Here is a 14,253-nt window from a genome sequence, read left to right as displayed (position 1 = left end):
TAGATTAGAGATGATTGATATAAAGAATATAACCAAGAGCTTTGGCTCGTTACAGGTGCTGAAGGGCATCGACCTCCATATCAACAAGGGCGAGGTGGTAAGCATTGTAGGTCCCAGCGGTGCTGGTAAAACCACGTTGCTGCAGATTATTGGTACACTCGACCGTCCTGATACGGGTAGTGTCGTGGTTGATGGTATCGATACAACCACGCTCTCATCCAAGCATCTAGCTGATTTCCGCAACCGTCATTTGGGATTTGTGTTCCAGTTCCATCAGCTGTTGCCCGAGTTTACTGCTATCGAGAATATCATGATTCCCGCATATATTGCTGGCACGTCGCAGAGCAAGGCCAAGCAGCGTGCCAAAGAACTGCTCGAGTTTATGGGACTGGCCGATCGTGCAACCCATAAGCCCAACGAACTCTCGGGTGGTGAAAAGCAGCGTGTGGCTGTGGCTCGTGCGCTGGTAAACAATCCTGCAGTGATTCTTGCCGATGAGCCTTCTGGTTCGCTCGATACAAAGAATAAGGAAGAACTGCATCAGCTGTTCTTTGATCTTCGCGATCAGTTCGGACAGACCTTTGTGATTGTTACCCACGATGAGGGACTTGCTTCGATTACAGATAGAACTATTCATCTTAAGGATGGACTGATATTACCTACGGAAAACATTGAAATAACAGAGGAAATATGATAAAATTAGGAGATTACAATACCTTGAAAATCGTGAAGTCGGTCGACTTCGGACTTTATCTCGACGGTGGCGAGGAAGGCGAAATTCTGCTTCCCCAGCGTTATGTTACTAACGATATGAAAATTGGTAACGAGGTTACGGTGTTTATCTACCTCGACCAGGAGGAGCGTCCTGTGGCTACAACAGAAACACCTTATGCCAAGGTGGGCGAGTTTGTGAGCTTAGAGGTGGCATGGGTTAACCAGTTTGGTGCATTCCTTAACTGGGGCCTGATGAAGGATATCTTCTGTCCCTTCCGTGAGCAGAAAAAACGTATGGAGCAGGGGCAGCGTCATATTGTATATATTAAGGTAGATGAAGACAGCTATCGCCTGATGGCTACGGCCAAGGTAGAGAAATATCTCACTACACCTATAATTACCGATCTGCCATCGTTGCAGCATGGTGCCGAGGTGGATATCTTAGTGTGGCAGAAGACCGATCTGGGATTCAAGGTGATTGTGAACAATAAGTTCCAAGGTCTGATTTTCGAGAATCAGATTTTCCAGCCTCTACACAGTGGTATGAAACTCAAGGCTTATGTGGATCATGTGCGCCAGGATGGCAAGATTGATATCGTGCTGCAGCAGACAGGCAGACAGCAAACGCTGGACTTTGCTGAGACACTGCTACGCTATCTTTACGAGAACGATGGATTCTGCAATCTGGGAGATAAGTCGCCTGCCGAGTTGATTTACGACCGCTTCCAGGTATCAAAGAAGGCCTATAAGAAAGCAGTTGGCGATCTCTATAAGCGCCGCCTCATCACTATCGAACCTGATGGAATCCGCTTAGTAAAATAAAAGTAATAAAAAACCTCGCCGATTGGCGAGGCTTTTTTATGTTTAGAACTCTGCTGATTTCGGAGTACGTGGGAAGGGGATCACGTCGCGGATGTTCTGCATACCTGTTACGAACAGGATGAGACGCTCGAAACCAAGACCGAAACCGGCGTGTGGGCATGAACCCCACTTGCGGGTGTCGATATACCACCAGAGGTGGGTCTGATCCATCTCGCGGCGATTAATCTCGCCCATCAACTTATCGTAGCTCTCCTCACGAACACTACCACCGATAATCTCACCAATCTGTGGGAAGAGTACATCGGTACCCTGCATGGTAGGACCAGGGGCAACAGCACCCTTGTAACCTACTGAACCGCCATCGGCAGTGTCCTGGTTCTGCTTCATATAGAACGACTTGAATGCACGTGGATAGTCGGTCATGATAACTGGCTTCTTGAAGTGCTCCTCAACCAGGTAGCGCTCGTGCTCGCTGGCCAGGTCGTCGCCCCAGTTGCAGGGGAACTCGAACTTCTTACCGTTCTTGATAGCCTCCTGCAGGATGTTGATACCCTCGGTGTAAGGCAGGCGAACGAAGGTCTCCTTGAGTACACCCTCCAGACGCTCGATCAGAGTCTTGTCGATCATCTTGTTCAGGAACTCGAGGTCGTCCTTACAGTTATCGAGAGCCCAGCGTACGCAGTACTTGATGAAGTCCTCTTCAAGATCCATCAGCTCTTCCTGATCCAAGAAAGCAACCTCAGGCTCAACCATCCAGAACTCGGCCAGGTGGCGAGGTGTGTTACTGTTCTCTGCGCGGAAAGTAGGACCGAAGGTGTAGATAGAACCCAGTGCGGTAGCACCCAGCTCACCCTCCAGCTGACCAGATACAGTCAGCGAAGTCTGCTCGCCGAAGAAATCATCGTCGTAGATTATCTTGCCGTTCTCATCCTTCTTCAGGTCGTAGAGGTTCTTGGTAGTTACCTGGAACATGTTACCTGCTCCCTCACAGTCACTGGCAGTAATCAGTGGGGTGTGGAAGTAGAAGAAACCATGCTCGTGGAAGTAGGTGTGGATAGCCATCGCCATGTTGTGGCGGATACGCATCACTGCTCCGAAAGTGTTGGTACGCAGACGCATGTGAGCGTTCTTACGCATTACCTCGAAGCTCTGGCCCTTCTTCTGCATGGGGTAGTCGTTGCCGCACAGACCGTAAACCTCAAGTTTAGTAGCCTGGATTTCGCTGCTCTGACCGGCACCCTGACTTTCAACCAGTGTACCCTCGGCGCTGATGCAGGCACCTGTGGTGATATCCTTCAATACCTGCTCGTCGAACTTAGTAGGATCAACAACAATCTGCACATTCTTGATGGTAGAACCGTCGTTGAGTGCAATGAAGTCTACAGCCTTAGAGCTGCGGTGCGTGCGCACCCAACCCTTAACGCAAACCTCCTTGCCATATTCAGTGCTCTTCAGCACATCAATAATCTTTGTTCTTTTCATTGTCAATTATCAATTGTCAATTATCACTTACTCGTAAGCTCCCATACGCAGGCGGTCAACCTCCTCCTCGGTCAGGTAGCGCCAGTCGCCACGCTTCAGGTTCTTCTTGGTCAGACCAGCGAACTGTACGCGGTCGAGCTTCTGAACACGGTAGCCCAGGCTCTCGAAGATGCGGCGAACGATACGGTTCTTACCTGAGTGAATCTCGATGCCAACCTGCTTCTTATCAGTAGGATGTGCATACTGAACGTCGTCGGCCTTAATCTCACCATCCTCAAGCTGGATGCCCTCGGCAATCTGTGCCAGATCGTGAGCGGTAACGTTCTTATCGAGGTAAACGTGATAAATCTTCTTCTTCAGGTACTTAGGATGTGTAAGCTTAGAAGCCAGATCTCCATCGTTGGTGAGCAGCAGCACACCAGTAGTGTTGCGGTCGAGACGACCTACGGGGTAGATGCGCTCAGGACAAGCGTTCTTAACGAGGTCCATGACAGTCTTACGCTGCTGAGGATCATCGCTGGTAGTCACATAGTCCTTTGGCTTGTTGAGCAGTACGTAAACCTTCTTCTCGATGTTTACGGGCTGATCGTGGAACTTAACAACATCGGTACGCAGAATCTTTGTTCCCAGCTCGGTTACAATCTCGCCGTTAACCGATACTACACCTGCCTGAATGAACTCGTCGGCCTCGCGACGGCTGCAAACACCGGCATTAGCCAGGAACTTGTTCAAACGCAGTGGCTCGTTTGGATCGTAGTTAATCTCCTTGTACTCGATGCGCTTCTTCATTGAGTACTTTGCATTTGGATCGTAGTCGGCTGTACGCTGACGTGGACCCTTCTTATAAGGAGCAGCTCCGTAAGGCTTGCCATAGCCACCCTGCTGAGGACGACCGTAGCCACCCTGCTGAGGACGACCGTAGCCACCCTGCTGAGGACGACCATAACCACCCTGCTGAGGACGACCGTAACCACCCTGCTGAGGACGCTGACCATAACCGCCACCCTGTGGACGCTGGCCATAGCCACCCTGCTGAGGACGACCGTAACCGCCCTGTGGACGCTGGCCATAACCACCCTGTGGACGCTGACCATAACCACCCTGACGCTGCTGGCCGTAGCCACCTTCGTTATTGTAGTTGTTACGTGGGCGATAGCCTCCCTGAGGACGCTGAGGTGCATTGCTCTGCAGACCTGCGCCGAATCCCTCTGGGCGGAACTCGCCTTCGTCGTTGTTATTGCGATAGCTGGGACGCTCATATACTGGGCGCGCAGCGGTATGAATGCGTGGACGTGGTGAACGACCTGGACGATACTCCTTCTGATATCCGTCCTGTGCTGTCTCTTCCTGTTTTTTCTCGTTGTTTTCGAAATCCATGACTTGTTATTCTTTAAAAATGTTACTAATGTCTATAAAATAAATAATGTGTAATTAAATGCCTGTATAGGTTGATGGGGTGATGGCACGAAGTTCTTCTTTTACATCCTCACTCACCTCGAGTGTTTCAATGAAATTTTTGATCTTTTCGCCAGTCAGCTTCTCGTTGGTACGAGTCAGCGCCTTCAGTGTCTCGTATGGGTTGGGGTAGGCCTCACGACGCAGAATGGTCTGGATAGCCTCGGCTACTACAGCCCAGGTGTTGTCGAGATCCTCCTGCAGCTTCTCCTCGTTCAGAATAAGCTTGCGCAAGCCCTTCAGGGTGCTCTGGAAAGCAATCACAGCATGACCCATAGGTACACCTACGTTACGCAGAACGGTAGAGTCGGTCAGGTCGCGCTGCAAACGGCTTACGGGCAGCTTGGCTGCCAGGAACTGCAGAATGGCGTTGGCAATACCCAGGTTACCCTCAGAGTTCTCGTAGTCGATGGGGTTCACCTTATGTGGCATAGCACTCGAACCAACCTCGCCCTTCTTGATCTTCTGCTTGAAGTAGTCCATAGAGATGTACATCCAGAAGTCGCGATCCAGGTCGATGACGATGGTGTTAATACGACGCATAGCATCAAAGATAGCACCCAACCAGTCGTAGTTCGAAATCTGAGTGGTGTACTGTTCGCGCTCCAATCCTAACTTTTCGCTTACGAATGTGTTACCAAACTCACGCCAGTCGTACTGTGGATAAGCCACGTGGTGGGCATTGTAGTTACCGGTAGCACCACCAAACTTAGCGGTGATAGGGGTAGCCTTCAGGCCGCGCAGCTGCTCTTCCAGACGGTACACGTAAACCATTACCTCCTTACCCAGGCGGGTAGGCGATGCAGGCTGTCCGTGGGTCTTGGCCAGCATAGGGATGTTCTTCCACTGCTCGGCATAATCGTGCAGCTGCTCAATCAGCTCCTCAACCATAGGATAGTAAACCTGCTCCAGAGCCTCCTTGATAGAAAGGGGAACGCTGGTGTTGTTAATGTCCTGCGAGGTGAGGCCGAAGTGGATGAACTCCTTGTAGCTCTCGAAACCGCCCATGGCGTCGAGCTGCTCCTTGATAAAGTACTCTACGGCTTTTACGTCGTGGTTAGTAATCGACTCAATGTCTTTCACACGCTGTGCATTAGCGGGTGTGAAATTACGGTAGATGTCACGAAGTTGATCGAATGTTGAGTGGTTGATACCCTGAAGTTGAGGTAATGGCAATTCACACAAGGCAATGAAATACTCGATTTCAACGCGTACCCTGTAACGTATCAAGGCATACTCTGAAAAGTATTCTGCCAATGGTTCGGTCTTACTTCTGTAACGGCCATCAATAGGCGAGATGGCTGTCAATAAACTTAAATCCATGTTTTAAATTAATTCCTGTAATTATCGATAATTTCTAAATGTTCAATATCCTTCTTTAACCCAAAACCGCAACCTCATCGGCTGCGGAAAGCGGATTTTTTGTGTTGTGGGCGTTGACGGATTCGAACCGCCGACCCTCTGCTTGTAAGGCAGATGCTCTAAACCAGCTGAGCTAAACGCCCTTGTTTTTCTTGTTTGCGGGTGCAAAGGTACAAAGAAAAAATGAAACTGCAAAATTTTCAGGCGAAAATCTTGCAGTTTCTTGTAAATTTATAGCTGATAGAGGTCGTTTGCGGCCATCAACTCCACTTTTTTGTCTGAAAGTATCTTCTCGCAGGCATCCAAATCGGTGGGGCGGATTACCACTGTGGCCACATCGCCATTAGCAAACGAATACATGTACTCGATGAAAATACCGTTCTGTGAGAGGTGCTTCAGTACGATGGCCAGCGAACCGCTGGTGTTGGGGCATACAAATCCGATCACATCAGTAATCTTCACGGCAAAGTGTGCCTCTTTCAGAACCTGATAGGCTTTGTCGGGATCGGAAACGATGCAGCGCAGAATACCAAAGTCGCTGTTATCGGCAATACTCATGGCCGAAAGGTTGATGCCAGCTGCACCAAGCACCTCGGTCACCTCAGTCAGACGGCCTGACTTGTTCTCAAGGAAAATTGATAGTTGCTTAGTCTTCATAATTACGATTGTATTTTTAGATGTTACGTTTGTCAATCACGCGCTTGGCCTTGCCCTCCGAGCGCTCAATGCCCTTTGGCTCAACCAGCTTAACCTTGAAGCCCAGTCCGATCACGCTACGCAGCTCGCCTTCCAGTTTCTTCTGCAAACCAACCATCGTGGCCATATCGTCGGTAAAGTACTCCTCCTTCACCTCAACCTTCAGCTCTGAGGTATCGGTATTGTTCACGCGATCGACGGTGAGCAGGAAGTGAGGCTCGTACTCAGGCAACTTCAGGATGACATCCTCAATCTGTGATGGGAATACGTTCACACCACGGATAATCAGCATATCATCGCAACGGCCCAGAATACGGTCCATACGTACCAAGGTACGTCCGCACTTACACTTGTCGTAGTGCAGGGCTGTCAGGTCGTGGGTGCGATAGCGGAGCAATGGCATACCCTCTTTAGTAAGGTGGGTGAATGTCAGTTCGCCGAACTGACCTTCTGGTAGAGGCTCGCCAGTCTTTGGGTCCAGAATCTCTGGATAGAACAGGTCTTCGTTCAGGTGGGTGCCGCACTGGTGCTCGCATTCGTAGCCTACGCCAGGACCGGCAATCTCGCTCAGTCCGTAGATATCGTAAGCTTTAATACCCAGACTCTCTTCCAGTTTCTTACGCATCTTCTCGGTCCAAGGCTCTGCGCCAAACACGCCCACTTTCAGCTTAAACTCGTCACGGCTCCATGGGCACTCTTTCATGGCCTCGCCCAGGAACATGGCGTAGCTGGGGGTACAGCACAGAATGGTGGTGCCAAAGTCGTGCATCAGGGTCATCTGCTTCTGGGTGTTACCTGAAGAGATGGGGATTACCGATGCGCCGATGTTGGTGGCTCCGTCGTGAGCGCCAAGACCTCCAGTGAACAGACCATAGCCATAAGCCACTTGGAAGATGTCGTCCTTACCTGCACCATAGGCGGTAAAGGCGCGACTAATGGCTTCGCTCCACATAGCAAGGTCTTTGCGGGTGTAAAGTACTACAACTGGTTTACCGGTTGTTCCCGATGAGGCGTGGATTCTGACAATCTGACTCATGGGCACGGCAGCCAGTCCGAAGGGATAGTTGTCGCGGAGGTCGAGCTTGTTAGTAAAAGGCAGCTTGGTGATGTCGTCGATACTCTTGATATCGCCAGGTTCCAACCCCATCTCCTGAAACTTCTTACGGTAGAAGGGGGTGTTGTAATATACATACTCTGCCATTTTTACTAGGCGTTGACTCTGGATTTCGCGAAGCTGTTCGCGATCCATGCACTCCATTGTTTCATTCCAAATCATGTCTGTTTCTTGTCGTTGATTATATGTACTTTACGGGCACAAAGTTAAGGTATTTTTTTGAATCAACCAAGAAAGTACCATCAAAAGTGTATATTTTATTTATTTGGTTTGGAACTTTCGTATATTTATCGTATTTTTGCCCCAGTTCTATATATTAATAAGGTATGAAGAAACTATTTTTATTGCTAATGGCCGTTTTAGGTCTCAACACAGCCTGTGGCCAGTCACCTTACGAGGTAGATGAGTTTACCACCGCGAGTGGTAAAACCGTTAAGTTTCATGCGCTGATGCATGCATGTATCCGTATCCAGTACGATGGTAAGGAGATACAGATTGATCCTGTGTCGAAGCTGGGCAATCGTTCTGTTAACTATGCAGCCATGCCTAAGGCCGAATACATCTTTGTAACCCATGAGCATGCCGACCATTACGATGCTGCTGCACTTAAAACATTATCGGCTGACAAAACGCAGCTGGTGATGAATAAGCGCTGTGCCGATATGTATGGTTCGGGGAAAGTGATGGTAAATGGCGACAAACTGCAGTTAGCCGATGTTAGTGTTGAGGCTGTGCCTGCGTATAACTCTACGGTAGGTCGCGAGCAGTTCCACCCCAAGGGGCGCGATAATGGCTATATCCTTACCATCGATGGCTTGCGTATCTATATTGCCGGCGATACCGAGGATATCCCGGAGATGGCGCAGATTAAGGATATCGACATTGCTTTCCTGCCTTGTAACCAGCCTTATACGATGACACCCGATCAGCTGGTGCGTGCAGCAAAGGTTATCAAACCCAAGGTACTGTTTCCTTATCACTACGGACAAACCGACCTGAGTTCGATACCTGCTCAGCTTGAAGGAACAGGTATCGATGTAAGGATTCGTCATTACGAGTAAGGACTACTCGTAATCGTCGATTACTGAGTTCATGAAATCCATCATTGGCTTGGCGGCTTTGAACATGCGTTCAATTTCGTCGAGCCATTTTTCGCCTTCATAAAAGTCATCTGGCACCTGATGCCAGCAACAGTAGTCCTTCATGCGCAGATACTCTACGTAGGGCCAGTCTTTGGGAAATCCCACTGGGCATTTCTTCAGTTTCTCCAGTCCAAAGCCTTGAGGCTGGTCCCAGCTTGATACATCTGTTGGTGTCGTGAAGCTGCTGGCTACAGGACTACCATAGTATTTCTTGAATTCTTTGTTTTCTACGCACTTCAGCCACTCGGCTGTGTTGCCCATCATCTCATTGCGGCACGATGTGAGTATGTTGGTTGGCAGCCAGTAGTTGCCACACGCCACCATGCAATGTCCTGGCTCCAGGTGCAGGTAGTATCCGCCATGCAGAGCCTTTTTGCCATGGGCTGCAATATAGCCGCCAAAATGGTTCTTGTAGGGCGACTTATCGGGTGAGAAACGTGTGTCGCGATTAAAACGATACGTGCAATCCTTTACTGTAAGATGTGCAATCGAGGGGTCGAAACTCGCAATCCTGTTAATTGCCATTTCAATTCCTGCTTCGAAATCAGCTCTTACAGCATCGTACTCTGCCTTATGCTCCCAAAACCAATCACGGTTGTTATTTGCCATCAACTGCTTCAGATAGCTTAGAATTCGTTTTGTATCCATATTCTTCGTATTTATTTCGTTTTCTGATATGCCAGGCGTTCGTCGCCTGAGAGTAGGTAGATGATGCCGCAGTAGGTAAAGCCCTGTTTGAGGATGACGTGCTGCATAATTTGATTGTTGCGATGGGTGTCGATGCGGATGTTGCTGTCGTGGGCAAAGCAGAAGTCCATGATGCTCTTAAAAACACCGTGGGCATCAGGATAACTGGCTATGCGATGCACTACGTGATAGGGTAGAGTGTCCTCTATCCAGTTGCCCTCGTAGATTTTGGCGTAAGTTGGATCTGGACTGGGTAGAAAGGCGAAATAGGCCACGATGGTGCCATCGTCTTCTACCACATAGCCGCCACCAATCTCTATGTCGTGCAGAATCACATCTGTTGAGGGGTAATTGTCGGCCCATTGGTGCATGTTGCCCGATTGCCGCATAATCTTTTTGGCTGCAGCGATGACGTTCATGATGTCGTCAACCTGCTGCGGGTTGGCTTTTGTGATGGTTCTATTCATTATCATTATCTTCTATTACCGTCGGCAAAGTTACTAATTTCTGTTCAAACTAGAATGAAAATTTTGAAATAAATGAATTATGAATTGCTGTTATGGGTAGCTAATTTATTGGATAATTGCAAGAAAAAGTTTTGCAACAAGCCTACATGCCTACATATTTTAGCCTTAAACACCTATTATACAATGTGTTACAAAGATTGCAGCCTACATAAAGCCCCACAAAAGCCTACATAAAGCCTACATGCAGCCTACATGTTTTTGCCGTTTACCTACGTACTAACAGATATTGTTTGCCTGGTTAGCAGCTTTTATCCTTAATACTCGTTGCGAAATTCTCTAGAGAATTTTGCAGCTACCAAGGCACTCAGTAATGTTTAGTAAGACACTTAGCCGAAAATTCTCTAGAGAATTTCGCAGCGTCCTTTAGGAAGAAATATTGCAAGTACATTAATAAGTATGTTTTCGCAAGGCAGAAAGTAGCTTTTCGCATACTGATAAGTAAGCATCAAAAGGCCCAAAAGCTACTTTTCGTACCCTAAAAAGCTACTTTTCGGTCGATTTTATGTAGGCTTTATGTAGGCTTTTGTGGTACTTTATGTAGGCTTGAAAACGCCAGAAACCATTTACGCATGCGGTTTTCGAGCGATTTTATGTAGGCATGTAGGCAATATGCCGAAAAATTTTTGGGGAAAATGGAATCATATGGCATACTGGTTGATTGAGAAATAAAACAAAAGAGGTGCAGACGTTGAATCTGCACCTCTTGGTTATGTTGTAAGTAAATCAATTGTTTACTTTACCTCCTCAAAGTCGGCGTCCTGGATGTCCTCAGGCTTTGGACCCTGCTGAGCCTGCTGCTGACCGCCCTGGAACTGATCGCCACCAGGCTGACCGGCTGCACCGCTCTGCTGGTACATCTGCTGCGAAGCAGTCTGCCAAGCAGTGTTCAGGGCTGCGATGGCTGTGTCGATAGCAGCTACGTCGCCTGCCTTGTGGGCATCCTTAAGCTGCTGCAGAGCCTGCTCGATAGCTGGCTTGTGCTGTGCTGGAATCTTATCGCCAAGCTCCTTCAGCTGATTCTCGGTCTGGAAAATCATTGAGTCGGCCTGGTTCAGCTTGTCAATACGCTCGCGCTCTTTCTTATCGTTCTCAGCATTCTGCTCAGCCTCGGCCTTCATGCGGTTGATCTCGTCCTGTGACAGACCAGATGAAGCCTCGATGCGGATGGCCTGCTCCTTACCTGTAGCCTTATCCTTGGCAGATACTTTGAGGATACCGTTGGCATCGATATCGAAGGTTACCTCGATCTGAGGAATACCACGACGTGCAGGAGCGATACCTGTGAGGTTGAACTGACCAATTGACTTGTTCTGTGAAGCCATTGGACGCTCACCCTGCAGAACGTGGATAGTTACCTCGGTCTGGTTATCAGCTGCAGTAGAGAATGTCTCGCTCTTCTTGCAAGGGATAGTAGTGTTAGCCTCGATCAGCTTAGTCATTACACCACCCATGGTCTCGATACCCAGTGTAAGAGGAGTAACGTCGAGCAGTACGATGTCGCCTACGCCACCTTCCTTGTTCAGGATAGCACCCTGGATTGATGCACCTACGGCTACAACCTCGTCGGGGTTAACACCCTTTGAAGGCTCCTTACCGAAGTAGTTCTTAACCAGAGTCTGAACGGCTGGGATACGGCTTGAACCACCTACCAGGATTACCTCGTCGATATCAGCTGTGTTCAGCTTAGCATCGGCCATAGCCTTCTGACATGGAGCCAGACAAGCCTGGATGAGGTCGTGAGCCAGCTGCTCGAACTTAGCACGAGTCAGCGTCTTAACCAAGTGCTTAGGTACACCTGCTACAGGCATGATGTAAGGCAGGTTAATCTCGGTGCTTGTGCTTGAGCTCAGCTCGATCTTAGCCTTCTCGGCAGCCTCCTTCAGGCGCTGCATAGCCATAGGATCGGCTGTCAGGTCGGCACCCTCGTCGTTCTTGAACTCCTGTACCAGCCAGTCGATGATAACCTGGTCGAAGTCGTCACCACCCAGGTGAGTATCACCATTGGTAGAGAGTACCTCGAATACGCCGCCACCGAACTCCAGAATAGAGATATCGAATGTACCACCACCCAGGTCGAATACGGCAATCTTCATATCCTTGTTAGCCTTGTCAACACCGTAAGCCAGAGCTGCGGCTGTAGGCTCGTTTACAATACGCTTTACGTCGAGACCGGCAATCTGACCAGCCTCCTTAGTAGCCTGACGCTGAGAATCAGAGAAGTAAGCAGGTACGGTGATAACAGCCTCGGTAACCTCCTGACCCAGGTAGTCCTCGGCAGTCTTCTTCATCTTCTGCAGAACCATTGCCGAAATCTCCTGTGGAGTGTACTTACGACCGTTGATATCTACACGTGGGTAGCCACCCTCGTTAACTACAGTATATGGTACACGACCAATCTCCTTCTCGGTCTGCTGCCAGTTCTCACCCATGAAACGCTTAATAGAGTAAACAGTGTTCTTAGGATTAGTGATGGCCTGACGCTTAGCAGGATCACCGATCTTACGCTCACCGTTATCAACAAAACCAACTACTGAAGGTGTTGTACGCTTACCCTCGCTGTTGGCAATTACTACTGGCTCGTTACCCTCGAATACGGCAACACAGCTGTTGGTAGTTCCTAAATCGATTCCAATAATCTTTCCCATAATTCTTATATTTTTTTAATTTATACTCAATTTGTCACAATCGGGAGTGCAAAGCATGTGCCAAAATGTCCTTTTATGATAAAAATGTTTTTTATTACGTCATTTTGGCACAAAATATTTGGATATTCATCCGAAAAAGTCTATCTTTGCACACAGAATTCTATATTAAAACAATCGGTCATGATGAAAAAAACGTTTTTAACTGCCTGTATGGCGTTTGCCTTTCTGGCAGCCTCGGCTCAGACCAACTCTTATATCGTGAAGACTAAGGGTGCTACCAAGAGTGCTCAGAATCATATGGCTGACGAGATTGCCGAAGCGATGGAGGAGGATGAGGAGAGTGCTCAGGACTTCATCAGCCAGAACTTCCGTTTTCACAGTTTGTGTGATTGGGAGGAAGGCATGAAGTTTATGGTGATGCCTGATAAGTACGATCTGGTGGTGAAAACCTTTACTGATGCTGCCACGGGCAAGAATGTGAGCAACCTCACATTGAAGTACAAAATCATGATCTACAAAGGCCATTCGGAGAGTAAGGATGGGCATGCGCTGATTAACTTCCAGTGTCAGGATGATGGCAAAGCCTATTATTACGAGATAGATTACGGCACCTTTGAGGACTATTGCTTCCAGAAAACGGGTGTGCCCACATTGGCCTATCTGGGCGATGTGGATATTGCCAAGGAGAAGCTGATGGATAAGATGCTGTACACCAAGACCAAGCTTTACCGTATGGATACCGAGTATGATGGCGAGGGCTATCAGGAGATGCTGGTTGACCAGGACATGGTGGTAAAAGTAGTGGCTGTAGGTGTTGGCTCGCGTAATTTCCCAGTTAAAATCGTTGTCGAGGATAAGGATGGCAACCAGTTCTACCAGAACGTAACGATGTCGAGAACCAACTGTGGCTTGCGCGACGATGAGTTGGCAGGTGAAGATGCCCGATTCCTGTTCAATAACTCGTTTGAGTTGCAGGACGACATCATGTCAATCAGCAGTCGTAACTACAAGCTGTTTATTGGTAAGGTGGTACACACCAAGATTCCTGTAAAGATGCTGAACGAGGTCACCAGCAAGCAGCAGGCTATCCCACGTTTGGCTGAGTACAAGATTGAATCGATTACGCCCCACAAGAGCGATAATATGGCTACCGTTAAGCTGAAGAATACCACACTTGGTACCTACTTCTATGCCGAGTGCTTCCTTGATCAGTATCAGAGCGAGGCTCATCCCGATCAGTTTTTCGGTTTGATATTTGCTCCTGGTCCTGGTAAGAAGGTTGTAACCAGCGAAGCCAGTCGTGCTATGATTCGTGCCGGACACGTAGGTATCGGTATGAGCGAGGACGAGGTTCAGATGGCAGCTGGTGAGCCCGATAAGGTTGAGCCCGGACAGGGTGGACAGTACTTCTGGGTGTTTAACCGCTCGAACGATAAACTGCTGTATGTAGAGTTCGATGGAACGGGTGTGGTTAAGAAAACCAGCGTAAAGGATATGAACGAAGGCACTGGTAAGAAAAAGAAGAAACCTCAGCCAGTAAAAGGTTGGATGGGTGGTAAAGCCGATCCTTTGGAAGAATAAAACAATTATCCCAGCCAAGCGGCTGG

General features: G+C 48.6%; 12 protein-coding genes and 1 tRNA gene. 4 read left to right on the top strand and 9 right to left on the bottom strand.

The window, feature by feature from the left end:
- Positions 1-10 precede the first annotated feature (10 nt).
- On the top strand, positions 11-694 hold the full coding sequence (locus tag BLU97_RS14435; protein WP_013063685.1) for an ABC transporter ATP-binding protein: 684 nt from the start codon (positions 11-13) through the stop codon (positions 692-694).
- Positions 691-1,536: a S1 RNA-binding domain-containing protein gene (locus tag BLU97_RS14430; RefSeq protein ID WP_013063099.1), complete on the top strand. Its 846-nt coding sequence runs from the start codon at positions 691-693 to the stop codon at positions 1,534-1,536. The genes BLU97_RS14435 and BLU97_RS14430 overlap by 4 nt, the downstream gene beginning before the upstream one ends.
- Before the next feature lie 42 nt (positions 1,537-1,578).
- Here the strand turns inward: BLU97_RS14430 and asnS are convergent, their stop codons facing one another.
- The 6 genes from asnS to BLU97_RS14400 all read right to left on the bottom strand — a co-directional run bounded on the left by asnS (position 1,579) and on the right by BLU97_RS14400 (position 7,807).
- Positions 1,579-3,018 (bottom strand): asparagine--tRNA ligase, encoded by a 1,440-nt coding sequence (gene asnS, locus BLU97_RS14425; RefSeq protein WP_013064884.1) that lies wholly within the window; start codon positions 3,016-3,018, stop codon positions 1,579-1,581.
- Between the two features lie 27 nt (positions 3,019-3,045).
- Positions 3,046-4,395 (bottom strand): pseudouridine synthase, encoded by a 1,350-nt coding sequence (locus BLU97_RS14420; protein ID WP_074762175.1) that lies wholly within the window; start codon positions 4,393-4,395, stop codon positions 3,046-3,048.
- A gap of 54 nt (positions 4,396-4,449) precedes the next feature.
- Entirely contained in the window at positions 4,450-5,796 is a 1,347-nt protein-coding gene (gene purB / locus BLU97_RS14415; protein ID WP_013063464.1) for an adenylosuccinate lyase, read from the bottom strand.
- Between the two features lie 107 nt (positions 5,797-5,903).
- A tRNA-Val gene (locus BLU97_RS14410) sits at positions 5,904-5,978 on the bottom strand.
- Between the two features lie 88 nt (positions 5,979-6,066).
- Positions 6,067-6,492: an ACT domain-containing protein gene (locus BLU97_RS14405; protein ID WP_033151016.1), complete on the bottom strand. Its 426-nt coding sequence runs from the start codon at positions 6,490-6,492 to the stop codon at positions 6,067-6,069.
- A 16-nt stretch (positions 6,493-6,508) separates the two neighbouring features.
- Positions 6,509-7,807, bottom strand: a complete 1,299-nt coding sequence (locus BLU97_RS14400; RefSeq protein ID WP_013064721.1) for a phenylacetate--CoA ligase family protein — start codon at positions 7,805-7,807, stop codon at positions 6,509-6,511.
- A gap of 164 nt (positions 7,808-7,971) precedes the next feature.
- Between BLU97_RS14400 and BLU97_RS14395 the strand changes: the two genes are divergently transcribed.
- Complete coding sequence (locus BLU97_RS14395; protein ID WP_074762174.1) at positions 7,972-8,706, top strand: MBL fold metallo-hydrolase; 735 nt, start codon at positions 7,972-7,974, stop codon at positions 8,704-8,706.
- Positions 8,707-8,709: 3 nt separating this feature from the next.
- Here the strand turns inward: BLU97_RS14395 and BLU97_RS14390 are convergent, their stop codons facing one another.
- The 3 genes from BLU97_RS14390 to dnaK form a co-directional block, all read right to left on the bottom strand.
- Positions 8,710-9,435, bottom strand: coding sequence for a DUF2461 domain-containing protein (locus BLU97_RS14390; protein WP_074762173.1), 726 nt, complete (start codon positions 9,433-9,435; stop codon positions 8,710-8,712).
- A gap of 11 nt (positions 9,436-9,446) precedes the next feature.
- Positions 9,447-9,947 carry a GNAT family acetyltransferase gene (locus BLU97_RS14385; protein WP_074762172.1) on the bottom strand — a complete coding sequence of 167 codons (501 nt, stop codon included), beginning with the start codon at positions 9,945-9,947 and terminating at the stop codon, positions 9,447-9,449.
- 785 nt (positions 9,948-10,732) lie between these two features.
- A complete protein-coding gene (gene dnaK, locus BLU97_RS14380; RefSeq protein WP_033151012.1) occupies positions 10,733-12,646 on the bottom strand; it encodes a molecular chaperone DnaK in 1,914 nt (637 codons plus the stop codon).
- A 180-nt stretch (positions 12,647-12,826) separates the two neighbouring features.
- Between dnaK and BLU97_RS14375 the strand changes: the two genes are divergently transcribed.
- The gene (locus BLU97_RS14375) at positions 12,827-14,227 is read left to right on the top strand and encodes a hypothetical protein (protein WP_074762171.1); all 1,401 of its coding nucleotides are present in this window, start codon (positions 12,827-12,829) and stop codon (positions 14,225-14,227) included.
- The last annotated feature ends 26 nt before the right edge of the window (positions 14,228-14,253 follow it).

The sequence above is a fragment of the Xylanibacter ruminicola genome (genome assembly GCF_900107775.1).
GTDB classification, from domain to species: Bacteria; Bacteroidota; Bacteroidia; order Bacteroidales; family Bacteroidaceae; genus Prevotella; species Prevotella ruminicola_C.
Note: the sequence above shows the minus strand (reverse complement) of the source record. Positions and strands in the feature narration are given on the sequence as shown.